This window comes from Streptomyces sp. Ag109_G2-15 (assembly GCF_900215565.1).
GTDB lineage: Bacteria > Actinomycetota > Actinomycetes > Streptomycetales > Streptomycetaceae > Streptomyces > Streptomyces diastatochromogenes.
Genome location: NZ_OCNI01000001.1, coordinates 836,681 through 862,363 on the forward strand (window position 1 = coordinate 836,681; position 25,683 = coordinate 862,363).

Below are 25,683 nucleotides of genomic sequence, written 5' to 3' on the forward strand. Positions count from 1 at the left end.
CGGCTGTTGACGGCTATGGACGTCACCTGGCGCGTCGCGCCCGCATGACCGCCAGGCCTCCACCGCCGATCACGACGACCGCGGCGACGGCGCCGAGTGCGATCCAGAGGGTGTTGCTGTCGCTCGACGACTTCGCGCTTGATCCTTCCGCTGAAGTAGCGCCGCTAGAACCCTTTTCCGGGGCTTGTGACGGGGTTGATGCAGAAGCGGAGGGCGAGGTCGAGTTGGAAGACGAAGAGGAACTTGCCGACTTGGCCAGCAGGTCCCCGCCGTTCTCCTTGCGGAGTGGATCGACGTTCGCCGGGCCAGGGTTGTAGCGGGAATCCGCCAGAACCACTCGGGGGCGAACGGCACCATAGCCGAGGTACGTGCTCGGTTTGTTCTTCGGCCACTTACGTCCAGCCGTGTCGATCAGCGCGCGGGTGACCTGGTTCACCGTCCAGTCAGGGTGCGCAGACCAGATCAGTGCGGCAGAGCCTGAGGCGATCGCCGCCGCCGAACTCGTACCGTTCATGTTGTCGCAGTACGAGCGGAAGGTACCGTCGCACCAGCCGGGGAAGTTCTGGCCCGGTGCCGAGAAGTCGACGTAGCCGCCAGACGAGGAGAACTTGGAAACCGTGCCAGCTGCATCGGTCGAAGCTACACCGACCACGTAATCGTCAGCCGCCGGATAACCGATGTGACCGCCTTTCTCGCCGTCATTCCCGACTGCGGCAATCAGCAACTTTCCCTTCGAAGCGGCGTAGTCGATAGCAGCCTGTTCGTCGGAGTCAGGTCCGTCAGAACCGAAGGACATATTGATGATCTTCGCGTCAGTGTCAGCTGCAGCCCGGATGGCGGTGGTGGTGTCGGCCGTCTTCTTCAGCTCCTCCGCGCTGCCCTTCAGGTCTTCGAACTTGACACGGATCGGGATGATCTTCGCTCCAGGTGACAGACCCTTCAGGCCGCCACCCGCTCCAGTACCCGCAATCAACTCGGCAATGGTTGTGCCGTGGCCGTCGTAATCGTCGGTGGCCCGGTACGCGACTGATTTCGGAACTTCGTCCGTCAGGACCTGTCCCTTGAGCGACGAGGTGTTTGCGTTCACTCCGCTGTCGATGACAGCGACCTTCACCCCCGTCCCAGTGCTGACCTTCCACATCTTTTCGGCCTGCATCGGACCGAGGTACCACTGCTTCGACTGAACGTCGTCCGCAGCGGCACTCGGAGCCAAGCCCACCGTCGTGGCGGCCAGGGCGCCAACGACCGCGGCTACAGCACGCACTCGTCTACCGGAGCGTGCTCTGTGAACCGTAGCCTGCTCGGCTCGTCGGCTGATCCCTGACTTCATCGTCTTTCGTGTCCTCGCTCGCGCTCAGTTGATCACCGGCGGCACATCACGCCGGGGCTTGTCGGGCAGGTGTGTCTCTTCCTCTTCGACCAGGTAGTCCGGTCGCGGTGTCCCATCCGTCTTCCGCTCTTCGCCGGGCCTTCCGTTGTGGCCGACGCCGCGCGCGAGACCGGCACCACCACGGGTCATTCCGTTACGCTCAGCTCCTGCCGCGGAGTTGCGCGCGGTCGGCCTGCCGGTGACGGCCTCGGACGATCCCGAAGCGGCACGGGAGCCCGCCGCATTCGAACCGGGCCGCGCCGCGGACTCAGGCGCTCCGAAGACACCGCGCTGGCCGAGCCGGCCAGTCGCAGACCGGGAGTTGGCCTCTTCCTCACCGCCGATGACCGTGCCGCGAGGGATCCTCGACCCGTTCTTCGACGACGGATTCGTGGTGGAGGGCCGTCCCCCGACAACTCCGTTGGACCGGCCGGCGCCGGTGGTCGGCCCGCTGGTCGTACGCTGCCCCGCCGTGCCTGCTGGGCGCGGCGTGCCACCCGTGACTCCTCGGCCCATCGGCGAGGACGCCCTCGGTCCGGCACCAGCGCCCTTGACCGCAGACTGGCCGGTCGACGTGGCGCGGCCCATCTGGTCCATGGGCCCTCGCCCCGTGGAGCGCCCGGAGCCTGGACTGGTCGACTCGGACGTACCCACGCGCCCCTGAGCGGTCGCAGGGTTACGGAACCCGCCGGCGCCGTTCAAGCTCCGGCCCGATGTGGGGTTGGGCATGGGCAGCTTGAAGCCACCACCGTCGAACACATTGGGCTGGCTGCCACTTGTGGGAGGCGCGCCTGTGACCGGAGGAGTGTGGCTGGGCCCAGGCGTCGTTGTCGTGGGTGGTGGCAGCGTGCCGGTGGTGTCGATGTGCGTACCGACGGGCTGGTCGGGGTGCGGGATCTTGTCCGGGACGTGCTGCGTGGGCGTCGGGCCGTCACTTGTGACATGCCTAGTGACGTCAGCGCTCGGCGCCGTCACGTGATGGCTGCCGCTGGATACCGATCCCGTATCTCCGTGCGAGCCCGAACCCGTGGAGGACCCCGGACTGCCGACGCCGTATCTCTTCGCGGGCTTGGGAACCCCCACGTTGGGCGGCATGCTCGTGAATTTCGGCTCGTTCGTCGGCAAAGACGACATCACTTCTTCGGACACCGCGTAGTACGACGCCAACCGGTTCATCTGGTTGATCGCCTCTTGGCGGTCCTTCTCCACCTTTACGGCAGTGGCGTACCCCTCTTTGTCTGCCGCCTTCTCGGCCGCCGTGAAATCCTTGGGCCGCGTCCGGTTCGCTTCCGTGTCACGAGGCGGCATGGCTCCGCGGACGGCGGCAAGGCCCACTGCGGCAGCCGTGATCTCGTCGCCTGCCGCTCCGGCGAACTCGCTCAGGTGGTGCGTATTTTTGACGAGATTCCTGCCCCAGGTACGGAAGTCACTGCCCGATTGGCCAACCCAGTGCACACCCTCGATGTAGGCATGAAGGTCGTCGGCTGCTGACTTGATGGCGTCGCGCGCATCCCATAGGGCCTTGCCGGAGGTCTCGAGGTCCTCCGGGTCCATCTGCTCGACCAAGTCGATCATCTTGTTGAGAGGGAGATCGCTCTTGCCGAAGTCCGTCCGAGTGGCGACCGCTCGCCCGACGGGTGTGGCCCTGATGGCCACGTCAACCATTCCGAGAAGGAACCCGCTGTGCGGACTGCTCTCGTAACCGCGAACCCAGTCGGTGGCGTCGTTCTGATTGCCGACTCGCTTCAGATCGGCGTCGTGCTTGTCAGTCATCGTTACAACCCCGCACCACTCTTGGCGTTGTTGCCGGTGTGCTGTTTGCCATCCTTCACATCCTGGCTGTCCTGGATGTGCTCCTGGATGGCCCAGAACCGCTGGCGCTGCTCCTCTTCGAGCCCGTCGAAGCCATTGCTCGCACCGTCAACCGCGATGCCCATCGCCTCGATCTGCAGATGCAGGCTCTTGGACAGGTCCGTGAGGTCTTTATGGACTCGTTTGTACTGGTTGTACAGATCGTGCGCTTCAGGGAAGATGCTCGCCGGTCCCGAAGTCAGTGACGCGGGCCTGACCGTCTGCGCACCAACTCTCGTCGGGTTGCCGGCGGACTCTTCGAGCTGACGAAGCACGGCGTCCACCCGCCCCACGAACTTCTTCAGCGCGTCCCGGTTGGCCTCCAGGTTCGGCCCCGACCCGCCCCCGCTCATGTTCCTCCCCGTTTCCCCGTACACCATCGGCCCCGAGGGGATCGAGACCGACCACCCGCTCGCCGTACGATCGCAAAGCGAGCCGCGCCTCACAACGCTTTTAACACTGTAGTCAACCTGTACAACGGCTCCAACCTGGCTGTGTGTTAACTCAGTTACGAGACCGAACCCGGTGCCGCACTATGCCCGGTTTGCCGGTGTGCGGCAGTGGTTGCACTGGCTCCTCGATCACACCGCAGGTGCGACACCGCCCCACCATGACCATGCTCGACGCCGTCTGCGCCAGATCTTCATCGAACTCACACGCTGCTGCCCGCCGTACGGAACATCAGACACAAGCGAGTGCCATGAACCTACTGGTGCCGACTCTCATGATCCTGACCATGGGCGGGATGATCACCCTCGTGATCAACATGTTCGTGCACAGCGCTCGCCGGGATAACACGCCGCAGGCGCCTGGTGCAGCTCAGAGTGTCGGTGTAGGCCACCCGCGATCGGCTACTCAAAGGCGAGCAGCCTACCGAAGACGCTCTGCAGAGTTGAAGGCGTGATCGATCGCAGCCGAGCAACTCCCGCCAAGAACATCACGGTTCGAGCATATGGCCCCGGCGAGCACTTTGCCCGCGGCCGCCCTGTCTGCACCGCAGATCAGTCGCCCTATCCAACGGAAGGAGACCAAAGCCCCCGCCCCATCTCAGCTGTCAGCAACGAACGAGCCCTGGCCAAGGACGGTGTAGAGCCTGCCCTCCTCGCGTAGGGCGGCCACGGCCTTTTGGATCGTGGACGGGGCAACGTCCAGTTCCGTCGCGAGATCCACTACAGCGGGAAACCGCGCCCCCGGGGCGTACGTACCCGCGTCGATACGACGGCGCAGTTCGTCCGCGATCTGGGGCCATACAGGTTTGCTGCGGTCGAGATCCATACGGAGAGGATGCGCGTAGCCTCGGATTCCCGCGACCGCGAATGCGCGTATGCGCGTATACTAGCAACCGAAGCGAACGGCCCGCGAACATGTACACGAGCTACCGAGGAGCTGACCCCAGTGAGCCAGCCCAGTCGCCTTCGCCTACTGCCCTGGAGCGGCCCGGAGGGCAAGCCCGCCTATCTCGTCACGGACGGCACAGCCAGCCCGCTGGCTCTGCTGGCGGACAGAGTTGAGGTCCAGCAGATGGAGACGGCCGCCGTCGTCCTGAGCCTGGCGCAGCCGATGATCGAGGAAGAGGCGAACCTCACCGCCGACGAACTGCGCTTCATCACCCGCCGCCTCATCGAGTCACTGACGGACGTACTCAACATCGCTGAGAGCCGCAGCCGACGAATCCCCCCGTACGCTGACGAGAAGTAGTCACCCCTGAACGACAAGCCCCAAGACATGCTCGTTCTGACGCGTCTCGGGGCTCCGGCACCTTCTCGGCTCCCAGAACGCCAAGCTGCTGTTTGCCGACGAAACCGCACACTCTGCGACGCGAAGCCCCCCAAGGCCGTCAAGAAGATCACCGATGACCCGCCCCCGCGATTCAAATGCTCGTCAAATCCGCCCAGGCCCGCTGGCGCACGGTGAACGCGCCCTACCTTGTCGCCCTTGTCCAGGCCGGAGCCCGTTCGAAAGCGGCCAGCTCGTCGAACGCCACGAGCTCAGCGCCGCCTCAGCCACCTCAATCGCTCCAGGATGACGATTACTCTGGCGGGCCACCGGCAGGCCGGTGGCCGTTGAAACGATGCCGAGCCATGCTGTTCAACTGCCATATGTGACAATGCCGTTGCCAATGTGACGCGGTACGCCAGAGAGCTGATGGGGATAGGGGCCATGGCAGGAAGTACTCAAGGCGAGCACCACGCTGGAACGGGGCAGCCCGTTGGAATGCGGTTGAACCAGCTGCCGGCCGACCTGGGCGGTGGTAGCTCCCCGGGCGGTGGGCAGCCGGACCTCGCGTCCTCTCCCGCCGAGAAGAAGGCCGCGGCAAACACGCTCCACAACGAGATCGAGCCACACACCACGACGGCGGGGGCCTGGGCGGACGACGAGACGAGCGCCGTGGTGAAGGCGTTCGATGCGAAGGACGGGCATGGCTGGGTCACGTCCAGTGCCGTGAGCAAGGCGCACAAGACCTGGAGTGAACAGGTCCAGAACCTGGTGAACCAGTTGTCGGGGGACGAATCGGCCCTCCGGAACAACAACACATTGATGACCGGGACGGACGTCGGAGTGGGCGCCGGGGTGCGCAAGGTCTCCGTGCTCGACACGTACTCACCGCCACCGGAGCACTGACAGACAGCCGAGCCGTCTCGCACGCCACTGGACTAACGGGGACCCATGCCGACATACCACGAGATCCTGACGACAGACGTGTCCACGCTCACCACGGCCGCCGAACGCTGGGACGGCATGGCGAAGGAGCTCCACAAGCAGGAGACCGCCTACCGGCGGGACGTGCACGGCATCACCCTGCGCCCGACGTGGGTCGGCGAGAGCCAGCAGGCCGCCAACGCGCGCTTCGGAATCAGGCTCACGGAGTTCCAGAACGCCCAGACCGAGGCCAAGGCGATCGCCTCACTCCTGCGCGATGCGCACACCCAGTTCGTGGACCTGCGCAAGAAGCTGGAGTCGGCCCGGGACGACGCCATCGCCCAGGGGATGAAGGTGTCGGACCAGGGCGTGGTCTCGTACGACACCGGGAAGCTCAGCCAGGGAGATCGCCAGGCACTCGCGCATGATCCCGACTACCAGGAGAGCGTACGCAAAGCCGTCGCCTCCTGGCAGGCCAGCATCGACCAGTGCGTGAAGGACGTGGACGACGCCGACAAGGGCGTCGAGGTCGCCTTCACCGCTGTCGTGAAGGGCCCCGACACGGGCCTCGGCAAGGTCCCCGACTTCAACGGTAAGGCTCAGGGCGACATCGAGAAGTACGAGGCCGACGAGGGCAAGGACATCGCGCAGCGCGTCAACTCCGGCAAGGCCACGGCGGCCGACTACCGGGAACTGCAACGCCTCTTCCACGACAACTCCGGCGACAAGGCGTTCAGCCAGACGCTGCTGGACGAACTGGGCGCCAAGGGCACGCTGCAGCTCTCCAACAGCCTCGACGGCCTTGCGTACCACAACGACAAACAGCACAGCGGCCAGTACCTGGACATCCAGAAAGGCCTCGCCACCACGCTGGCGACCGCGACCCAGGACCCGCACTCGTCCTTCTACAAGGACTTCCGCGAGGACATGCGCAAGGCCGGAACCGAACAGTTCAAGGTCGATGGCCTCAGTCCCATCCCGGACGAGAAGGTCCGCGGCTACCAGAGCCTCGCTACGCTGATGCAGCAGGGTCACGGCTACAACGGGCAGTTCCTGGAGGACACCGCGGACGACATCCGGCACGCGGAGGAGTCGTACACGGCCAAGGGGGACAACCCGACCGAGTCCATCTGGGCCCTGCGGGACAAGTTCAGCGACAACCACCGGGGCTGGTTCGCCAACGACCCGCTCGACGGCGTGCTCGGCATCATGTCCCATGATCCCAAGACCAGCACCGAGTACCTGGACCCGGCCCATAACGACAACCTGGAGTACCTGCTCCACGGGCGGGACTGGGACACCGTCGTGGACCACTTCGCGACCCCGCCCGGCGGTACGACGACGGGCATACCCGTCCTGGCGGAGGACGGCGACGTCCGCAAGGGCTTCGGCGCGGCCCTGGAGGCCGCGACGACCGGCCAGGCGCCGGGCGGCTATCACCCGATCGGTCAGCACACCGAGCCGCAGGCACGCATCCTGCAGCACACGATCAATACGCTGTACACCGACAAGCATGCCCAGGACCTGCCGAAGAACCTGGTCCAGCCGCTGGCCCACATCCTGACGTCGTACACGGCCGACACGCACGAGACCTACGCGGAGTCGTCGTCGAAGTACGACATCGACTGGGACAGCGAGGGTTCCGTCTGGAGCGACAAGGACGGCTCGCACATGGCCGTGGGGCACCAGCGCCTCGCTGCCGTCATGCGCGGCGTCGCCAACGACCCGGAGGCGTTCGGACACCTCTATGGGGCCGAACAGCAGTACGCACACCATGTCATGGACGGGATCCCCGCGGACGCCGGAGACAAGACGATCCGGGATCGAGTTGTGGAGTCGTCCCGTGCCATGGGCGCCTATGACGGCATCCGGTCGGACATCATCTACGACGAGCGGTTTAAGAAGACGCAGTGGGCCGCCGACTTCAACCACGGCCTGGGCACGTCCCTCAGCACGGCGCTGATGTTCAACCCCGTCAGTGATCTCAGCCCCGTGGGAGACCTCAGCCAGAGAACCCTCGACGTGTGGGCGTACGAGTCGAACAAGGAGCACGTGTCCGAGGCGAACCTCGAGGCGACCGAGAAGAACGCGAAGACCTACGACGCCGGCCAGCACGATGTCGAGAAGCTGGTCAGAGCATGGGCGGACAGCCGCGGCCATGCCGTCGACAGCGACTGGACGAAGTACTACGTCCACGCAGGTCAGAACGACTACGAGCACGGCCGTGACCGGACGCTGAGCACGCTTCGCGCCGACCGCTGACACGGCACCGAACGTCCCCCGACAGAATGAGCACGATGCAGATGAAATCCGGGTTCCGACGTATACACGCCGGGTGGTACGCAGGGGCGTGCCTGCTGGCTCTGGCGCTTCTGGGGCTCGTGCTCTACGGCACTGGGGCCTTCGACTCGGGGAGTGACGACCGCTCACTGGACCGGGCCTGTGACGGCACCCTGGCCCAGGACGGGCTCCGGGCGGCTCTGCACTCGTCACACCTGAGCGCCGGTGACGAGGGCGACAGCGATTACCTGGCCGCCTGCAGCGTCCACAACTCGGCATCCGGCCCACAGGGCAGTTCCCTGGAGCTGAAGCTGCGCTGGAGCAGTGCGGCGGCCCCCTCCGGGACCCTCGCCTGGTACAACGCGGACTACAACGGGGTGAAGGCGCAGGCGGCCCCACTCGGCCACGGCTGGTCTGGCGTCGTCAGGTACGACAGCGGCACCTACCAGGTCATGGTCGCGCTCGACTGCGTGAACCAGAAGAGCAAGGCTCTGGTTGCCTACGGTGACCTGCTCGGTACGGCGAACAGTACGACTCTGGGCGGACTCGGCCGGGTGACCACCGAGACCGCCCAGAAGGCAGCCGAGAAGTACGGCTGCCAGGTGAAGACCGGCAAGCGGCTCACCGGCCTGTCCACCGCACGGCTCGGCACGCCCGACACGGCCAAGCTGCTGCAACAGGCCGAGGGCTCGTGCGTCGCGCTGCGGGGTACGGCGGCGGCCCAGAACGGCACCCCTGAGGTCATGGAGTACCCAGCGGATCCCGACGCTCCGCAGACCAACTGCTACCTAGTGACGAAGACCGGGAAGCCCGGCTACGGCCTGTACGCCTATTACGGTGCCGCCGCCAAGGACTTCCTCACGAGCGAGCGCAGCCACCTTAAGAAGGGCTACGGCCCCACCAACAGCGACCGGGACTATAGCTGGGCCACCGCGACGTGCCCTCAGTCCGCGCAGTCGGCGGTGTTCGTGCTGTACCACCTGTACGACAGGGACACAGACAGCTATCCGGTCCCGCACTACTCCGCGTCGTTCGCCGAATTCGCACTGAAGGCCTTCGCCGACCACGAAACGACGCAGCGCGGCTGCACCGCCGTGCAGATGATGTCCCGGGCATGAAGAAATCCGGGCGGATGGTCACAGCCCTGTTGTGCACTGCCCTAATGGCAGCGGCGGCGGGCTGCAGCAGCACCCGTGCCACCGTCCCCGCGGAGTTCTGCAAGGTCCCGGTGCCGAAGGGGGTCCTCTCACCGCTCATCCCGAAAAACGGATCGGTAAAGCAGACGTACACGGCCACCCAGGCACAGCCGGGTGCGGCCTGCGCCCTGAGTGTCGACGGCCACCGGGTGCTGTACGTCGACATCACGCGCTGGGACCGCGCCCCGGATCCCGTGAACTGGAAGACAGTGAGATCGTCTTACAAGTACGCCGCCGAGCGGGACGTGTCCTTCCCAGGGCATGCGTCGATCGGAAGCGACCGCGCCGTGGTCCAGGCGAACTGCACCTCTCAGAACGCGTACATGTCCTATTCCGCTGCAACCAAGTGAAAATGCTCTGGCGGGGACGACCGCGCTCGACTGACAGGCGGGAAATGAGGACCGAGACGGTCGCGCTGCTGAAGACGGGTGGCGGCAGTGACCACCAACAGCGCGAAGCGGCGTGTCCTGCTCTTGACCGTCGCGGTCGGTGCTGCAGGCGTGATCACGGCCGGTACCGTCGGGGCCTGGCTATGTCTCGGAGCGACCGATGAGGACGGGACCTGTCACCCGCTTCTGGAAGACAAGCGCGTGCGCTCAGCCCTCGGGGCGCATTACCGGGGCGATCTCAGCTGCTCTGAGCTGGGAGCCGCTGTCAAGCGGGCCACCATGGGGGCCACGGCGGGCAGACACTCCCTTCAGCAGGCGCGGTCCATGCAGAACCTGCTGCTGGCCATGGACGACACGGCGGGAACCGGCTCGGCGGAGGTGGAGCCCGCCCTGGCCGTTCCCTTCTCCGAGGCGCTGGCCGACTACGCGGACGACACGGACCAGATCCTGACCTCAGTGAACGTCGACTACATCCGAGCGGAGACCTCGTCCACGTCCCCGTGGCAGGACGAGGCCGGCGTGCACATGTCCGTCTCGGTGGACTCCCTGCTCCATGTCGTACGGGCGATATCGCACAGCCCGCCGCATACGCCACAGTGCGGGAGGCCGCCACCTGGCACATCGCGGCCGACCTCGCGGCGACCCCCCGCAGCGCCGGGAAGGACACGCTGAGCCTCCGCGCCAAGCTCGGCGCCCGGGTCTTGGGCTCCCTGGACGGCGTGGCGGAGAAGGTCACACAGGCACAGGGGCGGGGTGAGGCGCAAAAGTGGGGCGCGGACGTTATCGCGCGCCTCTCGGCGAACGCCGAAGCCCCGCCCGCCTACAGTGCGAACCCCACCGGTCATCTGCTGAACTCGTGGAAGCGCGAGCTGAAGGACGCTGGCCCGAAGAACGCGCTCACGCGGCTGGAGGCGCAGAGCATGGACATGACCCGTCTGTGGACCCAGGGGCTGGGCTCGACCAGGGGTCGAAAGACTCATTGCCGTACGACTCCCGCGACAACGCGGCCGCCGCCCGCACCGACGCCCTCAACAAACTGCGCTGACCTCAGTCGAACGGCCCGCTCGAGCGCGCTCCCCACCGGCCATCGGCCCCGGGTTCGACCTACGCCCCCCAGAGCCACCAGGCGGTGCCGCCCGCGTCGGCAAGGGCGACCGGGCCGCCGACCGCGAGGGTCGTCAACAGATGGCGACGGAGAGGTCGCCCGGCCCACTGGTTCCGGGCAGGGTGGTCAGCTCGTACAGGTGGCGTTCCCGCCGCTGGATGTCCGCGGCAACGGGCCCGTGACGCCAAACGCGGTCGGTGCCGCGCGGCAGGGCGAACGCCTGAGCGATCGCGGCCGGGGCGGGCCGGTGTGCGGGGTCGTTGGCCAGACACGGGCCGATCAGGGCCTGGAGGACAGGTCGGCTGGGTCCGGGTAGCCGTCGACGATGAAGATCTCCTGCGCTGCGGCGACACCTACACCCCAACTGGCCGCCATCTTCCGGATCGGCGTCTCCGCCGTCTGCCGCTTCGCTACGGGAGGCGGTCGACGTCCCGGCCGCGGTCAGACCCAGTCTTGCCGAGTGAGTGCGGTCCACGGCCACGGCACCGAATTTCGTGTTCGCGGTGACGAGCCGGGCAGGGCAGTGCTGAAGAGGCCTCACACGCCACGCAGCCCGGCCGTCGGCGTCTTGCCCTCCTGCACTTGGTCGGCCCGCTGCGCGAAGACCGTGGCGAACTTGGTCAGGAACGAATCCGCCATCTCGATACGCGGAACGGATTCGGCCATGCTCAACATGATGACGCTGCCAACACGCACCTGAACCAGCGTCCCCTTCGAGTCCTTCGCCATGGATGCACTCAAACCGGCCACGGCATCACGCTGTTCACCGACCTCGCCGACATTCACGGGCCGCGACGAGGGCACTCGCCCCTTCCAGCCCTTCCAGACTGCCCTGTACGCGGATTTCGCGGTCGCTGAGTCCTTGTACGTCTGGACGATGAAGGAAAGGTCGGGCTTCCCCTGCTGATGGAAAGCCGAGACTCCGAGGAAGCGCACACGCGCACAGGAATCCGGCGCTTCCCCGTAGCAACGGCCCACGCCCATCGACAGCGCCTTCTTCAGGGAGTAAGCCACCGGCTCCAGTGAGACCTCCCAGCCGGGGACGGACTTGGCGTCTGGGAGCGTCGCCACGGTCTGCTTCGCGTCGAGGCTGGGTGCTTCTCCTGTTCCGCCGCCGCACCCGCTCAGGAGAGCAAGGGAGGCACCGATCGCCACAGCCGCCTTACGAACATTCATCGGTGTTCCCAACAGCCTTGGTGTACGCGGTGGCCAACTTCTTCATGGCGGGTGCATTTCCGAGGTCCGAGGCGCGTACCTGGATCGAGGTGTAAAGGGTGTGCCCAGCTCGATCAGGCTTCTTGCAACCCTTGACGCGCATCACTGCCCCTGTCCCGCTATAGATGAAGGTACCGTCGTCGGACAGATTTCCCGACTTCACTGCCCGGTTGCCGAGGGCCAACGTGGTGATGGGCACGTCCTCCTCCCACCACTCCTGGTTCGCGATCAGCGCCCACTTGTCGTCGACGTTCACCTGACAGATTCTTCTACTGGGCACTGGATGCGTACCCCGAACCTCAGCCTGCTTGCCCGGCGGGAGGAAGGGAGAGACCAGCTTCGGGTCCACCGGGACGCCGCACAGTTTCCCGGGTACGGCGTATGCCTTCTTCTCTTGGGGCCCTGAGCAGCCGACGAGCATGCCGAAAACTGCAAGCACCACCGTGGCTTCCATAACTCGCCGAGCCATTAAATACCGAGCCTCTCCTTCGACCGGGGCGACATGAGGTCTTAGATGTCCGTAACAAGTTCGGGTCCGACCTGTTGCATGTAGGAGCTGGCGCCCAGAAATCCCTTGGAGGCAGCGTCCTCCGCCCACGTGGCGATGTCGTCTCGGTGCGCGAGATGGTAGGTAGAGGCTGCCGCAAACGCGCCACCGCGGGTGTATTTAACGTTTTCGACCGATCCCCTCTGCCAACTATCGCCCATCTTGGCACCCGCCTCGTCCTTGGCACTTCCTTCGGCGTCCTTGAACAGTTCCTCCAGAATGACGCTGGTCGCGGTTCCAGCGGCACCCCCCACTCCGGCTCCGACCGCAGGAGACGCAATGAAGGAGGTACCGACACCCACGCCTGTGCCAATTCCGCCGGACAGGACGTTCTTCCACTGGGACACCGAGTGATCGAAGTCCTTGTCCTTCACGTCGGCGGGTCCCGCGATTGCTTCGCTTCGCCCCATCGCCAAGGTTCCAGAAACCTGGCCCGAGTGTTCGGCGATGGCCCGAACTGTAAGTTCCGGATCGTGATTCGGGCGCATATTTTCCGGAAGGTCAGGATTAAGGTGATAGTCCATGAGTTTACCCATGTACTTCTTCTGGCCCACTTCGACCGCTGCGTAGCCCTCGGGATCTTGGCCTACGGCGAAGAGGAACCTTGCGACCTCGCGATGGTCCAGTTCAGCCGCCGAGCCTTCCACGGGATAGAGCTTCTGAATACGCTCCCACGCCGCCTGGCCGTCTTCATCCCCCTTGCCCGGGTGCTGATCCACGTCGGTTGTCGCACGGTCGATGTCGGGCAGGTACTCGGAGGCGATCTGACCCATGCTGTCGGACATGTAGACGTGGTCCGTGAGGCGCTCGTTGTCGTCCGAGATCGAAGAGATGATGCTTTCGAACAGCTTGGTCTGCCCCGGATTGTGCGCAGGCGTGTCGTGCGTCGGCAGTTCACCCGCCGGATGCCCTGTGGTGGCCGCCTCGAGCGCCGCGGCCAGGCTGTTGCGGCCGTCGATGCTCTCGCCCTGGCTGAGGTCGCTGTTGCTCTCGTGCGGCCAGTGCCGGTCCTCGAAGAGGTACTTGAAGTTGGAGACGGCGTGCTCGTGGTCCCCGTCCTTCGGGATGAAGTCGTCGTTGAAGAACTGGGTAGCCGCATCAGGACTGTTGGAGAGTCCCTTGAGGTAACCCGACATGGGGTCCCAACCGGAGTCGCCCGACATGTGATTGAGGTACGGATCGAAGCCGAGCCGCTGCCATGCAGCGTGCTTGCCGTCGCCCGTGAACCTGCGCTCCGTCTCCATGAGGCTCTTGCCGTACTGCGTCATGAATTCGTCGTTGTAGTCACCGGCGCGCATGAGGTTGCTCATGACCTGGAATCCGAGGATGTTGCCGCGCTGGCCATTGACCGGCTGGCCGCCGATGTCGATCATGTGCCGCTTCCACTCGGTCATGTCGACCGTGTCACTCTGGCTGGCCGTGGCGAGGGTGAGGCTGAGGTTCTTCTGCAGCTCGCCCAGCTGCTCGCGCCGGTCCCTGGTGATGTCGGGGCTGACGGCCGGGTCGGCGACGGCGGCCCAGAACGACAGTGTCTTCTCCGGGCCGAGGTCCTTCGCGAAGCGCTCGGAGAACAGCGGGTCGTCGTGGTACTTCTTCAGCCCCGCGTTCAGCCGGTCGAAGTCCTTGAGCGACAGGTCGTCGGGGTCCTTCTTCGCGAGCTTGGCCAGCTCGTCGGCCTCCTTGACGGCCTCTGCGGCTTCGTCCCGGTTCTTGTAGCTGGCGTCGGAGAAGCCCATCGCGCTCTGGTCCGCGATGGCCGTCAGGACGTCCTTGGCCGTGTTGTCGCTCTCGGTGGCCTTGTTGAGGATGCCCTGGATCTTGTCGCGGAGGTCGTCCACGTCCTTCTGGCTGGTCGTGCTCGTGTTGCCGCTCGGGTCCGAGTGCCAGTCGGGGCGGGTGTTGCCGGTGACCGTGAAGCCGCCGTGGCCGGTGTCGACCACGGTGAGGTTCTTCCCCCGGCCCCACGAGACCGCGTCGGTCAGCTGCAGGTGGTATTCCTTCAGCTCGTCCCGGGTGTCGCTCAGGATGTTGTGGATGGTGGTGGCCTGCGTGTGGGCGTCGGTGAACTCGCCGGCGGTCTTGCCGATGAACTCCTTGGACACCTGCGCGTTGACGCCGGCCCAGTCGGCCTTGTTCGCGGCCTTGTGCAGGCTGTCCTCGGCGTCCTTCTTCAGTTCTTCCAGCTGTTTGACGAGCGTCCGCCAGTCGGTGACGGCGTCGTCGAGCAGCTTGAAGTTGGCGTGGAACAGAGCGTTGAAGTCCATTGGTTGTCTTCGTCCCCAGGAGTAGCGGCATCAGGCGGACATGGCGGGTGTCGTCGTCTGCTCCCCGGCGCCGTTACTCCTTCTTCTTGCTCTTGTCCTTCTCCCCGTAGTAGGGGTTCTTCTCGCCCGGCGCCCCGACCCGCTCGTCGAACCCGGCGTCCAATGCGTCGATGCTGCTCATCTGCCGCTGGATGTAGTTGTCGTCGTTCGCGTGAACGGCCTTGGTGACCTGCATGTGGTTGGAGATCTGAGCGCACGCGTCCATCAGGGACTTCAGCTGCTCGTCCCACCGGTTCGACACGTGCTGCAGTCCGGACCCGAGTGCGAATCCCTGCTTCGAAAGGTCTCCGGCCGCGGAATCGCTGGTGGGGACGGCGACGCGGGCCTTGTCCCACAGCTGGTTGTACAGGTGGTGCGCAGCGCTGCCGATCTTCACCAGATCGTCGTGCCTGACCTTGAGGTCACCGGTCTGGCTGGGCATGGCGGAGTAACCACCGCCACCGTCGACCTGGTTCAGCTGCATGCGCGTCGACTGACGCTCGGCTGCCTGTGCCTTGAGCTGCTCCCACTCGTCCCATGCCATGGGTGACCCCTTCCCCCGTGCCCGGCGCTCGGTGACCGCGTCGGGCGGTCGGCGCTGAGCCGTAATTCCGGTGCCCGGTCAAAATAGCAACCCATCCCATGGAAAATTTGCGTCACGTCCGTTGTGTGATGTTTGTCAGGTGTGAATGTTCGAAGCAGATGCACGCCGTGACGAGCGAGGGCCGGCTGCAGAGGCGGGGGCTGGGCGGAGGAACCCGATGCGCGTCTACTGCCAGCACCCCCATCGGCCGGGTCGCTCAGCACCCCCCAACTGAGCTACGTGTCGGCTCAGTTACTTCTGCTCCATACCCCTACGACCTCACGTCTCCAGGCCTGTGCCATCAAGCGGAAGCCCCGGTTCACCCCACCACCCCCATCCGCCATAATCGGGGCCATGGAGCATTGGGCTGGGGAACTGATCAAGTGGTCGCTGTTCGCCTTCATCGCGGGAATGTTCATCCTCGTGTTCACGGTGTCGGCGCGCGGGCGTAAGAAGGATGCGCGGATCAGAGAGGGCTACGCGCAGCTTGCCCGGATCGCACCGGAACGTGGGTGGACATATCAGACACGCGTGCAAGGGGAGATCGATCAGTACTGCGGCGTGCGCCCCTTTCCGGGCCGCGGGAGCAATCTGCGTGCCTGGCACTACACCACGGGAGAGTTCCGCGGTCGCACCTTCAAGTACTTCGAGTACCGCTCCATGAACCTCCAGTCGGGCGCGGACACCGGGGAACGCAAGCAGCCCAACATCGAGTCTGTTTTCATCGTCACGGCGCCTGGCTCCGGGCCGTTCGTGCAGATACTCCGTCCGAGCGTGCTGGACACACTGTTCGACCGGAGGGCCAAGATGCAGCTCGGTGTGCCGGAATTCGACAAGAATTTCCGGGTCATCACCCGGGATGAGGATTTTGTCCGCAACGCTCTGAGCGACACCGTGGTGCCCTATCTGACGACAGACCCGAAGACCAGGTCCTCGCTCCAGCTGCGCGACAACGAACTGTTCACGTGGTACAGGGGCCCCCTGACTCCACAGGCCGTCGACGAGAAGCTGAACTACCTGTGCGATGTCCTGGACCGGGTTCCGGAACGGGCTTGGAGCGCTGCCTGAGCAAAATCAGAGTGCCCGTTTTCCCGAGGCCGGCAGGGTCGCGGGAAAACGGGCACTCTGTCGTTCAGTCGGAGTCTTCCTCGGCCGGGCGCACCGTCCGCAGGAAGGCCTTGAAGTCGTCCAGCACCTCGGCCATCTGGCTCGGCTTCGCGGTGAGGACGAGTTCGATCACCGCGCGCTTCGCCGTGTTCCTGACGTCCTCCATGCCGAGGTACACCTGGCTCTGGAGCAGCTCCAGTGGCTCGCCCTTCAGGGTGGTGTGGAGGCGGAGGTTCTGGACCACGCCAGGGGCGTCCGTCAGGCCCGGGATGTCCGGGGTGCCTACTTCGGACTTCTTGACGACCTCAACGGTTCCCGCCTGTTCGAGCCGGGGCACCGACTCGTCGGCGATCTGCCACATGGTGGCGCTGTCGTTGCGCATCTGCCCGGCGATGGTGATGTTCGCCGTGAACCCGCCGTCGATGGAGGCGGGGTGGAGCGCGACGAAGGCGGCGCCGGGGGCTCCCACCTCGTCCGGCGGCGCCGCCTGCCAGCCGTCCGGCAACGAGAACGAGATCTTGACCGGCAGTGTGGTCGCCATGATGCTCCCTTCCTTGATGAGCGTCAGCTCAGCCTAGAACCAGTCGCCGATCGCGTCGGCCGCGTCACCGAGCGAGTCGACCAGCTTGTGCGGATCGACGGTGACGTCGAAGGAGACCTTGCCGCCGATTCCGAGGCCGACTCCGACCTCGCCGCCGATGGTGAACTTGCCGTCCTTCATCCCCAGGTCAGCGCTGGCGGACGCACCCGCACCCGCCCACGCCTCGCCGCCGACACCGGCGCCGACACCGGCGACGTCACCGGAGACCGAGCCGGTGGCCTTGGCGCCGGCGAACGCCTCGGCGCCGGCGTGCAGGCCGTCTTTGCCGACGCCCAGGTTCGCGGAGGCCTCGGCACCCGCATAGGCCTTCCCTTCGGCCTGGGCCGCCGCATAGCCGTATTCGACACTGCCGTTCGCGGAGGCCTGTGCGAGGTACGCGCTGCCCGAGACGCCGGCCTGGAGCCGTCCGTTGGTGATGCTCGCACCGGCGGAGCCGTCGACACCGAGCGCCGAGACGCCCAACGACCCCGTCAGCTTGCCGTCACCCGCGAAGGACGTCTCTCCCTTCGTGCCGTCCGACCAGACGTTGGCACCGCCCTGCCACTCGGCGAGCTTGACGGTCAGGTTGGTCTTCTTGCCGGGGGTGGTCCCGTCCTCCTCGTCCCCGGTCGGCTCGGGCTTGTCCCGGATGAACCAGTTGCCGTCCTCGTCCTTGCCCCAGACCTTGTCGGCGCGATAGTGGCCGTCGCCCTTCGGGAGCCAGCGCTCGGTCTCCAGCTTCCACCGGTTCTGACTCGTCTTGCCGACGCTGTGATCCTGGATCCACTTCCAGTCGTCGACCCGTTGCCTGGCATTCACCAGCCAGCCAGGGCTGTGTGCCGCACCCCCCGCGAGGTCGCCGAGCTTCTTCGTCATCTTCTCGAGCTCGGGCTTGAGTTGCTTGCGCGCGGCGTTCAGCGTCGTCTGCGCCGCGTCGTGGTCGCCGGACTTCCACTGCTCGATCGCCGTCGATGCCTGCTTCTGTGCCCATCCGAGGGTGGAGGAGTACGAGGTGACCGCGTCGGCCGCGCCCGACATCGCGTCGGCCGCGAGGTACCAGTTGGACTTCTCCTTGGCCAGAGTGGGCCAGAAGGCGTCACTGGCCTCGCCCTTCCAGCCTGAGATCTTCAGGTCGCGCAGGCCGTCGCCGATCTTGTCGAACTTCTTGGACCAGCCGGTGAGGGAGGAGGCGAGCTCGGTCAGCTTTCCGGTGTCTCCCGGGATGAGCTCCTTGGGGTCGGTCGTCGACCCCAGCTCGGTTGCCATGGATTCGGATTCCCCGTCTCTGATTCAGTCTTCTAACTCAAGTCCGACTTGACCGAATTCACCGCATCGCGGATGGCCTGGTCCGTCTCCGTGAAGTTGTTGTTGGCCGAGTTCAGGCCTTCTGCCAGGGATGCCGCGCAGTCGGCGAGGAACTCGGCCCCCAGCTCCCAGGTGCCACAGAACGTGACCAGCGCCTCGGCCGCAGAGTCATCTCCGATCGCGGAACCCTGCTCGGCCAGGCCCTTCAGGTCCACCTTCTGGACCGGCGTCAGACATTCCAGAATGTCCGAGGCGCCCTTCTTCAGGACCCCCGGCTCCACTCCCAGATCAGTCGACACGAGACCCCAGTCCCCCCTTTCCTCAACCCCGCCTGCACATATATGCCTTGGCGAATTAGCTCGCTCACGCTAGCACCAACACCGGCCCCCTCTGCACCAGCTCACTACCCCCACACGACTCCTACCGCTCAGCGCCACCCAGAGCGCCGGTAACCTCCTGTGCCATGAACAATGAGGCCCCGTCCCGCCCGGCCGAGCGACGCCGTGTGGTCATCGTCAACGACCGTGAAATTCCACGGCGTTACTTCCTCCTGGCCGGCACCGGAATCGTCGTGCTCTTCGCCGGTGCCTTCGGCGGTATCGTCTGGGCCAGTTGGTCAAGTGCGCGGAAAGATTCCCGTAGCGACGAGGAGTTGTCCCGCCTCACTGCCCTCGCGAGCGAGCACGGGTGGACGTACAAGGCGCAGGACGCAGGTGGCGTCGACCGCTACGAAGGCGTCGCCCCCTTCCCGAACCTGTCGTCGGGGCTGAGTGCCTGGGACGACATCGAGGGCCGTCACCGGGGCCGTAGCATCCGCTGCTTCGAGTACCGCGACGAGGAGACCGTCCGGTCGGCGGGGCCGAAGCGCCTTGACACGAAGACCACGTACTACTCCGTCTTCTCGGTCACCACACCCGGCACCGTCCCCCGCGCCGTGGTCCACGAACCGGGCGATCTCGACGGGAAGTTCGCCAACGGGAAGCTGGAGAATTTCCTCCGCACCGACCCCCGGGCCGACGGCGTTCCTCTTCGGTTCGACAAGGGCGAGTTGATCACCTGGTTCGAGGGGCGTCTACGCCCCACGGACGTGCTGCCGAAGCTCAATTTCCTTTGTGACGTTCTTGAGCACACGCCGACGTCCGTGTGGGACTGACGTTCACTCACCCCTCACAATTGCCGATCCTTCTCCTTATCGGTGAGGATCTTTTGCAGGGTGGCAGTGGCAATATCCTCCGGCTCGCGCCAGGCGGCTCCTTCGGTACGAAGTCCGGAGGAATGCTGTCGGTATGCTTCGGGCGTCCCCTTGTCTTGATCACCTGAAATGGAGCTCAACATGACCATAGGCCGTGTATCCGCAGCAGCTTGGAGCCTTTCGGCCGTGGCCACCGGTGTGCTGCTCGTCGGCTGCTCTGCCTCGGTCAAGGTGGAGAAGTCCGAGCCGAAGTTGTCCGCCGACAAGCTGGCCACCACGGTCTCCGAGAAGCTCGCCGCCCAGACGGGTCAGCCGAAGCCGAAGATCACCTGCCCCGAGGACCTCGCCGGGAAGGTCGGCACCACCACTCGCTGCACGCTCACGGCGAGCGATGGCAGCACTCTGGGAGTGACGGTCACCGTCTCCTCCGTCAAGGGAGATCAGATCAACTTCGACATCAAGGCCGACGCCAAGGCTTCGCCGGCCGCGAACTGAGCGACGTCGACGGCCACTTGGGCGATGTCGAAGGCTCCCCGGTTCCGCCGGGGCCGACTCCTTCGTAGGTTGGATCAGCCCGATGTTCCGTACGTCATCCGTTACGGCGGCGGTGAGCAGTGCGACCTGCTCGCGGAGTGGCGGTTTACGGAGCCCGCCTGGCAGCACCTCTTCGTCCAGTCCCAGGTCAGTCACGCCGTGCGGATCCGGGTGCGGCTGGACCACAAGGAGCACGAGGTGCGCGCTCTCGAGGAGCAGTGGGAGGTCAGCCGGGTCGGGACTTCGACGACGCTCCGGAGGACGTCGGAGTACACGCGTGGGCCGAGCCGGACTGTCAGCCGCCGGTGGACCATCGGACGCGGGGAGAGCGGTGGCCTCGAAGCGACGGAGACCTTCCGCTTCGACAGCGCGCGGCTGCGCGAGCCACTGCGGAACACCGTCCTCAAGTCCGGCTGGACCTGGCGGGGAGTGGTCTTCGGCAATCTGTGAGGTCATTCGGCCTGCCGACACTCCCCTTGGTCAGCACTCCCCCTGCTGCGCCGTCACAGCCATCCTGTATCCCCGATACTTCAGGAAGCTCTCCCGACCGTTGAGACCCGGCGGGGAGTAGTCGTCCTTCTTTGAGCGGGTGCGTTCGATGTGCGTGCAGAACGCGCTGTCCGCGCCCTCGGCCGTGACCGTGAAGTACGCGTCGTCGGCCGTGTTGTCGTCGGCCGCGGTGGCGGTCACGCCGTCCTGCGGGGCGTCGCCGCCGCCGTTCTCGATCACCTTGTCCTCCAGCAGCGACTCGTAGCTGTTGAAGTAGTCCGGCGTACCGGAGTCGTCGACCCTGAACATGTAGCCGTCCAGGTCGTCCGTGGCGTGCTGTACCGCGCTGCTCAGCTCCCTGTCGTCCCACGACAAGTCGTCGGCGACACCGAATCCCTGGATCGACGCGTAGACGCCGATGGCGGCCATGGTCACGAGTGTGACGCGGCCGACGACGAAGGCGGCGTCGGGCAGTTCCGGTGCCGAGGGATTGATGCTCGAGCGCCAGGCGCGCACCCGGTCCGCCTTCACGCACGCCATGGCGACAAGGCCGGCGCAGAGGATCAGACTCAGTGTGTTCAGCTTGGTCAGAGTGTCCATCAACCGGCCCCCAGGCTCCGCCCGCGCCGGCGCCGCGCATCCCGCACCGCCACCGCCGTACCGCTCAGCCCCGCCACCACGACCAGGCCCCCGACCACGACGTACGTCCCCATGCGGGAGTTCCGTTCGTCCGCGGTCTCGCCGAAGTGCAGGGGCGTGACCGACGGGGCCTCGCCCTTGGCGACGCCGTTCTCGGGTTTCGGGGACTCGACGGGGTGGCCCGGGTCCACGTCGGTCAGCGCCTTCACCGGGTCCACCACGCCCCAGCCCACCAGCCGGTCGTGCCCGGGGATCGAGCGTTCCGCGGTCTGTTCGATCTGGGCGACGACCTCCTGGGCCGTCCAGTTGGGGTACTTGGCCTTCAACAGGGCCGCCACGCCCGCGACATAGGGGGCCGAGAAACTCGTGCCGTTGTCCGAGCAGTGGCCGCCGCCGGGAACTGTGGAGATCATGTCGACACCGGGTGCGGCGACGCCCACCGTGTCCTGCGATTGTGAAAACGGGGCCCGTTCGTTGTTGCGGTCGGACGCCGCCACCGCCAGGACGCCCTGGTACGACGCCGGGTACGTCTGCTTGACGTTGCCGCCCAGGCCGTCGTTGCCGGCCGAGGCCACGACCACGACCTTCTGGCGCAGGGCGAAGTCGACGGCGTCCTTCAGGGTCGAATCCTTCGGGTCGAGCGCCTTGGCTGTGTCCTGGGAGATGTTGATGACGTCGGCGCCCGCCTGGACCGCGTACTTGATCGCCGTGGCCAGCGTGTCCGCCGTGCCGTCGCCTTCGGCGTCGTTCTGCTTGATCGGGATGATCGTCGCTTTTGGGGCCAGGCCCACGAAGCCCGTGCCCTTGAGCGGGCGGGCCGCGATGATGCCGGCCACGCGCGTGCCGTGGCCGACCGTGTCCGTGGTGCCCGAGTTGTTGCCGCGCTCTATCTTCTCGCCCTTGGCGTTCTTGGGCGGCAGCAGGTTCTTGCCCTTCGAGGCGTCCACGGCCTTGGTGAGCTGCGCGTTCTTTACGTCCACACCGGTGTCGATCACGGCCACCTGCACCCCCTTGCCCGTCGACTGCGCCCACAGCTCGTCCAGGTTGACGCGCTGCAGCGCCCAGGGCCGGCCCGCGTAGGGCTTCGACGGGAACGTGCACTGGCCGTCGTCCGCCCGGGCCGGGGAAGCGGGGAGGGCGACCATCGTGGTCGTCGCGGTGAGGACCACTGCGGCGGCCACGCCCCCTGCCCGGGCCACGGTCCCCGACGTCCTTGCCTTCAGCATCAGTTCGCTTCTCCTCTGCCCGCGCCGCTACGAACCCTGCGGCTGCCGCGCCGCCGCCTCCGACAGGCGCGGGCCCGTCGGTAGGAACGTCGACCACTCCAGGGGGATGGGCGTGGGCTTGACCTTCTCGTAGCCGAGGCGGGTCTGGGCGATCTGCGCCTCGCTCAGCTCCTCCTTGCGCTGCTTGGCGGAGGTGCCGATGCCCTGGTCGTCGGTGGCGCTGTCGCTGTTGGACTGCAGGGCGTAGCGCAGGCCCGTGTCGGTGACCAGGAAGACACCGCCGGCGTCGGTCTCCGTGCCCTGGAACTGACGGTAGAGCTGGCCGGAGCCGGCGGTGACGTAGCCGCTGGAGGAGCCGGTGGGCAGCTGGGCGGGGAAGTCCTTGCCCACCCAGGTCGACAGGGTGGTCTTGCCCTTGCCGGCGACCGAGAGCAGGACGTTGCAGACCGTGTTGCGGCCGCTGGTGGTGCTGGAGCCGTCGTTCACCGTCTTCGGCTTGTACGTCGGCCAGTTGTGGTTGCCGTCGAACGTCGTGCTGTCCGCGACCGCGGCGGGGCTGACCTTCTGCGCCTCGCCCGCCTGGCCCACGTCGATGAGGGCACCGCTGTTGAGCAGGAGTGTGGCCGTGAACTCGGAGATGCGGGCCACCTTGCCCCGCAGGACGACGTAGTACTGCATGGTCTGGCCGTCGGGCGCCGTGAGGATCTCGCCGACCTTGTCGTACTGCCCCAGCAGGCTGCCGGCGCCGGCCTTCGATCCGGGCGTGCCCTCGATAGGCGGGATCGAGATCGCGTCGCCCTTGTTGAGGGTGTCCAGCCAGTCCTGGGAGACGCGCTGGGGGGCGCGGCCCTGGGTGTCGAGGGCCTTGAGCAGTTCCTTGTCGCTCGGGTTGGCGATCTGGTACGCCGTCCCCCGCGCGTCGACGACGTACTGGGTCTTGCCGTCCGGGGCGACGACGTACATCAGGTCGCCGCCGGTGAGCTTGTCGGACCCCTCGGTCTTGGGCCATTCCTTCTTCGCGAGGACGAACGCCGCCTTCTGGATGGCGCGGCCGCCGTCGCCGGGGCGTTCGCAGACCGCCCACCGCTTGGCGGCGGAGGCCTCGTCCGGGGAGGGCAGGCGGTCGGGGGCGTAGGGGATGCCGATCGTGGCGCCGTGCGGGGGCTTGCCGCTGTCGAGGATCTTCTCGTCGACGGTGATGACGCTGTCCTTGTCGGGGTCCAGCAGGAGCTTGGCCGAGGCCATGTTGAGGACCGGGTGCAGCTGCTTCTGCTTGCCCGTCTTCAGGACGACGTACCGCGTGGTCGACTCGCTGGCGACGATGACGTGCGCTTCCGGGTCGTCCCAGCCCTTGGGCGCGGTCGGGCTGAACATGCCGATCGCGCCGAACACCGCGAGGACCACGGCGCCGACGACGAGGCCGGGCACCAGTGCGCTCAGCGGCTTGGGGGCGCCCTCCTCCGAGCCGGAGGGGGAGGGCTGCAGGAATGATGCGAGCGTACGGCGCTTCGCGAAGGTGTAGGCGTTGAGTTCGTCCCGCCGTGATGCCATCTGTGTCCGCTCTCTCCCCGTTGCGGAGCCGTGGGGGACCTGTGAAGATCCGTCCCCCGCCCTCGGTTGCCTCTGGTGTCTCGACTGTCAGACCCGGCCCCTACTATGCCTGTTGCCAGGACGTGCGTGTGGCACGGGTAGGGTGCTCAGGGCTTGAAGGGACCGGAGCGCCAGGGTTTTCGGGAGAGTTCGGGGGTTTTGGAGTGATGGCTTCCGCAACGCGGACCCGGTCGCGATCGCAATCGGGGTCACGATCGGGCGGCGCGCGCCGGTCGCGTGGTCGCGGCACTTCTTCCTCCCGGCCGGGCGCCCAGCAGGCACCCACGGCGTACCAGGGCGCGTTCGCGCCGCATGTGGAGTCCCGTTCGGGGCGCGGCGGTTCGTTCGCGGTGCAGCGGCTGGTGCTGCTGGAGATCGCGGGTGCGCTCGTGGTGAGCGGGTGGCTCCTGGGTACGGTCGCGCTGATCGCCGCCGTCGCGGTCGCCGCGCTGTTCGTGGTGCTCGCGGTCGTACGACGCCGGGGGCGCTCCCTGCCGGAATGGCTCGGCACGCTGCTGGCGCTGCGGGCCCGCAGGCGGCGGGCCGCGAGCACGCCGCTGCCGCCGGGCACCGACTCCGGTCTCGCGCCCGCCGTGGAGTGCGACCCGACCCTGCGCACGTACAGCTACAGCCGCGGCGACGACCGCGACCAGCGGCCGATCGGCATGGTGGGCGACGGCGGCTTCCTGACCGCGGTGCTCCAGGTGGAGTCGGACGCCGACGCGCTGCGCGCGGAGCGCAGCCGCAGACCGCTGCCGCTGGCCCTCGTACGGGACGTCCTCGAAGTCGACGGGATCCGGCTGGAGTCGGCGCAGATCGTGGTGCACACGCAGCCCGCTCCCGCGCTGCACCTGCCCCAGCAGTCGGTCGTGGTCAGCAACTACGCGCCGCTGCAGGCCCAGACCGGCTCCCCCGCGGTGCGCATCACGTGGATCGCGCTGAAGCTCGATCCCGAGCTGTGCCCGGAGGCCGTGGCCGCGCGTGGCGGCGGGCTGCCGGGCGCGCAGAAGTGCCTGACGCGCGCGGCCGAGCACCTGGCGAGCCGGCTGACCGGCGCCGGGTTCCAGGCGAGCGTGCTCACCGAGGAGGAGCTGACGGCCGCCATCGCCACCTCCGCCTGCGCCAACCCGATGGTGACGGCCCAGGCGGCCCAGGCCGGGCGGGGCGAGGCGCCGCAGCGCCGTACCGAGGAGTCCAGCCGCAGCTGGCGCTGCGACAACCGCCGGCACACCACCTACTGGGTGCGCCGCTGGCCCCAACTGGGCGGATCGGGCGGCTCGCTGGCGCAGCTGGTGGCGCAGCTGACCGCGGTTCCCGCGCTGGCGACGACCTTCAGCCTGACGCTGGCCAAGGGTGCGCAGCAGGACGTGGCCATCACGGGTCATCTGCGGATCACCGGCCGCAGCAACCAGGAGCTGACCGACGCGCGGCGCGATCTGGAGCATGCGGCGCGGCAGACGCGGACCGGGCTCGCGCGTCTCGACCGTGAACAACTCCCCGGCGTTCTCGCCACCCTGCCGCTCGGAGGTTCCCGCTGATGGCC

At 66.6% G+C, this 25,683-nt stretch carries 25 protein-coding genes and 1 pseudogene; 12 read left to right on the forward strand and 14 right to left on the reverse strand.

From position 1 onward, the window contains the following. Positions 1 to 22: 22 nt before the first annotated feature. The 4 genes from CRP49_RS03375 to CRP49_RS03390 form a co-directional block, all read right to left on the reverse strand. Positions 23 to 1,264 carry a S8 family serine peptidase gene (locus CRP49_RS03375; RefSeq protein WP_373560324.1) on the reverse strand — a complete coding sequence of 414 codons (1,242 nt, stop codon included), beginning with the start codon at positions 1,262 to 1,264 and terminating at the stop codon, positions 23 to 25. 90 nt (positions 1,265 to 1,354) lie between these two features. After that, positions 1,355 to 3,142: a hypothetical protein gene (locus CRP49_RS03380; RefSeq protein ID WP_097252084.1), complete on the reverse strand. Its 1,788-nt coding sequence runs from the start codon at positions 3,140 to 3,142 to the stop codon at positions 1,355 to 1,357. 2 nt (positions 3,143 to 3,144) lie between these two features. Further along, a complete protein-coding gene (locus CRP49_RS03385; RefSeq protein ID WP_097252085.1) occupies positions 3,145 to 3,573 on the reverse strand; it encodes a hypothetical protein in 429 nt (142 codons plus the stop codon). 694 nt (positions 3,574 to 4,267) lie between these two features. Then, on the reverse strand, positions 4,268 to 4,495 hold the full coding sequence (locus tag CRP49_RS03390) for a GntR family transcriptional regulator (RefSeq protein ID WP_097252086.1): 228 nt from the start codon (positions 4,493 to 4,495) through the stop codon (positions 4,268 to 4,270). Between the two features lie 120 nt (positions 4,496 to 4,615). On the opposite strand from CRP49_RS03390, the gene CRP49_RS03395 reads away from it, so the two are divergent. The 7 genes and pseudogenes from CRP49_RS03395 (at position 4,616) to CRP49_RS46380 (ending at position 10,397) form a co-directional block, all read left to right on the forward strand. Beyond that, a complete protein-coding gene (locus tag CRP49_RS03395) occupies positions 4,616 to 4,918 on the forward strand; it encodes a hypothetical protein (RefSeq protein WP_257033304.1) in 303 nt (100 codons plus the stop codon). Positions 4,919 to 5,097: 179 nt separating this feature from the next. After that, positions 5,098 to 5,246, forward strand: a pseudogene (locus CRP49_RS47660) (IS256 family transposase); the annotation flags it as partial. Between the two features lie 188 nt (positions 5,247 to 5,434). Next, positions 5,435 to 5,842 carry a hypothetical protein gene (locus CRP49_RS03400; RefSeq protein WP_179851486.1) on the forward strand — a complete coding sequence of 136 codons (408 nt, stop codon included), beginning with the start codon at positions 5,435 to 5,437 and terminating at the stop codon, positions 5,840 to 5,842. Between the two features lie 45 nt (positions 5,843 to 5,887). Continuing rightward, positions 5,888 to 8,122 carry a WXG100 family type VII secretion target gene (locus CRP49_RS03405; RefSeq protein WP_097252087.1) on the forward strand — a complete coding sequence of 745 codons (2,235 nt, stop codon included), beginning with the start codon at positions 5,888 to 5,890 and terminating at the stop codon, positions 8,120 to 8,122. A gap of 119 nt (positions 8,123 to 8,241) precedes the next feature. After that, positions 8,242 to 9,258 (forward strand): hypothetical protein, encoded by a 1,017-nt coding sequence (locus CRP49_RS03410; protein WP_143669951.1) that lies wholly within the window; start codon positions 8,242 to 8,244, stop codon positions 9,256 to 9,258. Beyond that, positions 9,255 to 9,686: a hypothetical protein gene (locus tag CRP49_RS03415; protein WP_143669952.1), complete on the forward strand. Its 432-nt coding sequence runs from the start codon at positions 9,255 to 9,257 to the stop codon at positions 9,684 to 9,686. The genes CRP49_RS03410 and CRP49_RS03415 overlap by 4 nt, the downstream gene beginning before the upstream one ends. 363 nt (positions 9,687 to 10,049) lie before the next feature. Then, positions 10,050 to 10,397 (forward strand): hypothetical protein, encoded by a 348-nt coding sequence (locus CRP49_RS46380; RefSeq protein ID WP_143669953.1) that lies wholly within the window; start codon positions 10,050 to 10,052, stop codon positions 10,395 to 10,397. A gap of 970 nt (positions 10,398 to 11,367) precedes the next feature. Here the strand turns inward: CRP49_RS46380 and CRP49_RS03425 are convergent. The 4 genes from CRP49_RS03425 to CRP49_RS03440 form a co-directional block, all read right to left on the reverse strand. Then, complete coding sequence (locus CRP49_RS03425; RefSeq protein WP_143669954.1) at positions 11,368 to 12,006, reverse strand: hypothetical protein; 639 nt, start codon at positions 12,004 to 12,006, stop codon at positions 11,368 to 11,370. Continuing rightward, positions 11,993 to 12,301, reverse strand: coding sequence for a hypothetical protein (locus CRP49_RS46385; protein WP_143669955.1), 309 nt, complete (start codon positions 12,299 to 12,301; stop codon positions 11,993 to 11,995). Before CRP49_RS46385 ends, CRP49_RS03425 begins: the two co-directional genes overlap by 14 nt. Before the next feature lie 254 nt (positions 12,302 to 12,555). Continuing rightward, positions 12,556 to 14,856 carry a hypothetical protein gene (locus tag CRP49_RS03435; RefSeq protein WP_097252093.1) on the reverse strand — a complete coding sequence of 767 codons (2,301 nt, stop codon included), beginning with the start codon at positions 14,854 to 14,856 and terminating at the stop codon, positions 12,556 to 12,558. Between the two features lie 73 nt (positions 14,857 to 14,929). Next, positions 14,930 to 15,439, reverse strand: coding sequence for a hypothetical protein (locus tag CRP49_RS03440; RefSeq protein WP_097252094.1), 510 nt, complete (start codon positions 15,437 to 15,439; stop codon positions 14,930 to 14,932). A 393-nt stretch (positions 15,440 to 15,832) separates the two neighbouring features. On the opposite strand from CRP49_RS03440, the gene CRP49_RS03445 reads away from it, so the two are divergent. Then, positions 15,833 to 16,546: a hypothetical protein gene (locus CRP49_RS03445; protein WP_097252095.1), complete on the forward strand. Its 714-nt coding sequence runs from the start codon at positions 15,833 to 15,835 to the stop codon at positions 16,544 to 16,546. A 64-nt stretch (positions 16,547 to 16,610) separates the two neighbouring features. On the opposite strand, the gene CRP49_RS03450 is transcribed toward CRP49_RS03445, so the two are convergent. The 3 genes from CRP49_RS03450 to CRP49_RS03460 are packed head-to-tail and all read right to left on the reverse strand — an operon-like array spanning position 16,611 to position 18,769. Next, positions 16,611 to 17,126 (reverse strand): hypothetical protein, encoded by a 516-nt coding sequence (locus CRP49_RS03450; protein ID WP_179851487.1) that lies wholly within the window; start codon positions 17,124 to 17,126, stop codon positions 16,611 to 16,613. Between the two features lie 33 nt (positions 17,127 to 17,159). Beyond that, positions 17,160 to 18,431 (reverse strand): putative T7SS-secreted protein, encoded by a 1,272-nt coding sequence (locus tag CRP49_RS03455; protein WP_097252096.1) that lies wholly within the window; start codon positions 18,429 to 18,431, stop codon positions 17,160 to 17,162. 32 nt (positions 18,432 to 18,463) lie between these two features. Beyond that, the gene (locus CRP49_RS03460; protein WP_143669956.1) at positions 18,464 to 18,769 is read right to left on the reverse strand and encodes a hypothetical protein; all 306 of its coding nucleotides are present in this window, start codon (positions 18,767 to 18,769) and stop codon (positions 18,464 to 18,466) included. Between the two features lie 164 nt (positions 18,770 to 18,933). On the opposite strand from CRP49_RS03460, the gene CRP49_RS03465 reads away from it, so the two are divergent. From CRP49_RS03465 to CRP49_RS03475, 3 genes are all read left to right on the forward strand, one after another. Further along, positions 18,934 to 19,623, forward strand: coding sequence for a hypothetical protein (locus CRP49_RS03465; RefSeq protein WP_143669957.1), 690 nt, complete (start codon positions 18,934 to 18,936; stop codon positions 19,621 to 19,623). A 180-nt stretch (positions 19,624 to 19,803) separates the two neighbouring features. Beyond that, a complete protein-coding gene (locus tag CRP49_RS03470; protein WP_097257174.1) occupies positions 19,804 to 20,157 on the forward strand; it encodes a DUF4333 domain-containing protein in 354 nt (117 codons plus the stop codon). A 69-nt stretch (positions 20,158 to 20,226) separates the two neighbouring features. Next, the gene (locus CRP49_RS03475; RefSeq protein ID WP_257033305.1) at positions 20,227 to 20,646 is read left to right on the forward strand and encodes a hypothetical protein; all 420 of its coding nucleotides are present in this window, start codon (positions 20,227 to 20,229) and stop codon (positions 20,644 to 20,646) included. Positions 20,647 to 20,676: 30 nt separating this feature from the next. Here CRP49_RS03475 and CRP49_RS03480 read toward each other — a convergent pair whose 3' ends face one another. Genes CRP49_RS03480 through eccB form a run of 3 tightly spaced genes read right to left on the reverse strand, consistent with a single transcriptional unit; the run spans position 20,677 to position 24,101 of the window. Continuing rightward, positions 20,677 to 21,285 (reverse strand): hypothetical protein, encoded by a 609-nt coding sequence (locus CRP49_RS03480; protein ID WP_097252099.1) that lies wholly within the window; start codon positions 21,283 to 21,285, stop codon positions 20,677 to 20,679. Then, positions 21,285 to 22,550 carry a type VII secretion-associated serine protease mycosin gene (gene mycP / locus CRP49_RS03485; RefSeq protein WP_097252100.1) on the reverse strand — a complete coding sequence of 422 codons (1,266 nt, stop codon included), beginning with the start codon at positions 22,548 to 22,550 and terminating at the stop codon, positions 21,285 to 21,287. The genes CRP49_RS03480 and mycP overlap by 1 nt, the downstream gene beginning before the upstream one ends. Positions 22,551 to 22,577: 27 nt before the next feature. Then, complete coding sequence (eccB, locus tag CRP49_RS03490; RefSeq protein ID WP_097252101.1) at positions 22,578 to 24,101, reverse strand: type VII secretion protein EccB; 1,524 nt, start codon at positions 24,099 to 24,101, stop codon at positions 22,578 to 22,580. Between the two features lie 206 nt (positions 24,102 to 24,307). Here eccB and eccE point away from each other — a divergent pair, with 206 nt between their 5' ends. Then, on the forward strand, positions 24,308 to 25,678 hold the full coding sequence (gene eccE / locus CRP49_RS03495; RefSeq protein ID WP_097252102.1) for a type VII secretion protein EccE: 1,371 nt from the start codon (positions 24,308 to 24,310) through the stop codon (positions 25,676 to 25,678). Positions 25,679 to 25,683: the final 5 nt, after the last annotated feature.

What these genes read in the sequence shown, in the direction of transcription:
- CRP49_RS03380 (WP_097252084.1), bottom strand. Translation starts at nt 3,142, where the DNA reads ATGACTGACAAGCACGACGCCGATCTGAAGCGAGTCGGCAATCAGAAC.
- mycP (WP_097252100.1), bottom strand. Translation starts at nt 22,550, where the DNA reads ATGCTGAAGGCAAGGACGTCGGGGACCGTGGCCCGGGCAGGGGGCGTG.
- CRP49_RS03445 (WP_097252095.1), top strand. Translation starts at nt 15,833, where the DNA reads ATGGAGCATTGGGCTGGGGAACTGATCAAGTGGTCGCTGTTCGCCTTC.
- CRP49_RS03390 (WP_097252086.1), bottom strand. Translation starts at nt 4,495, where the DNA reads ATGGATCTCGACCGCAGCAAACCTGTATGGCCCCAGATCGCGGACGAA.
- CRP49_RS03470 (WP_097257174.1), top strand. Translation starts at nt 19,804, where the DNA reads ATGACCATAGGCCGTGTATCCGCAGCAGCTTGGAGCCTTTCGGCCGTG.
- CRP49_RS46380 (WP_143669953.1), top strand. Translation starts at nt 10,050, where the DNA reads ATGCAGAACCTGCTGCTGGCCATGGACGACACGGCGGGAACCGGCTCG.
- CRP49_RS03405 (WP_097252087.1), top strand. Translation starts at nt 5,888, where the DNA reads ATGCCGACATACCACGAGATCCTGACGACAGACGTGTCCACGCTCACC.
- eccE (WP_097252102.1), top strand. Translation starts at nt 24,308, where the DNA reads ATGGCTTCCGCAACGCGGACCCGGTCGCGATCGCAATCGGGGTCACGA.
- CRP49_RS03480 (WP_097252099.1), bottom strand. Translation starts at nt 21,285, where the DNA reads ATGGACACTCTGACCAAGCTGAACACACTGAGTCTGATCCTCTGCGCC.
- CRP49_RS03465 (WP_143669957.1), top strand. Translation starts at nt 18,934, where the DNA reads ATGAACAATGAGGCCCCGTCCCGCCCGGCCGAGCGACGCCGTGTGGTC.
- CRP49_RS03385 (WP_097252085.1), bottom strand. Translation starts at nt 3,573, where the DNA reads ATGAGCGGGGGCGGGTCGGGGCCGAACCTGGAGGCCAACCGGGACGCG.
- eccB (WP_097252101.1), bottom strand. Translation starts at nt 24,101, where the DNA reads ATGGCATCACGGCGGGACGAACTCAACGCCTACACCTTCGCGAAGCGC.
- CRP49_RS03450 (WP_179851487.1), bottom strand. Translation starts at nt 17,126, where the DNA reads ATGGCGACCACACTGCCGGTCAAGATCTCGTTCTCGTTGCCGGACGGC.
- CRP49_RS03455 (WP_097252096.1), bottom strand. Translation starts at nt 18,431, where the DNA reads ATGGCAACCGAGCTGGGGTCGACGACCGACCCCAAGGAGCTCATCCCG.
- CRP49_RS03400 (WP_179851486.1), top strand. Translation starts at nt 5,435, where the DNA reads ATGCGGTTGAACCAGCTGCCGGCCGACCTGGGCGGTGGTAGCTCCCCG.
- CRP49_RS03415 (WP_143669952.1), top strand. Translation starts at nt 9,255, where the DNA reads ATGAAGAAATCCGGGCGGATGGTCACAGCCCTGTTGTGCACTGCCCTA.
- CRP49_RS03425 (WP_143669954.1), bottom strand. Translation starts at nt 12,006, where the DNA reads ATGAATGTTCGTAAGGCGGCTGTGGCGATCGGTGCCTCCCTTGCTCTC.
- CRP49_RS03435 (WP_097252093.1), bottom strand. Translation starts at nt 14,856, where the DNA reads ATGGACTTCAACGCTCTGTTCCACGCCAACTTCAAGCTGCTCGACGAC.
- CRP49_RS03440 (WP_097252094.1), bottom strand. Translation starts at nt 15,439, where the DNA reads ATGGCATGGGACGAGTGGGAGCAGCTCAAGGCACAGGCAGCCGAGCGT.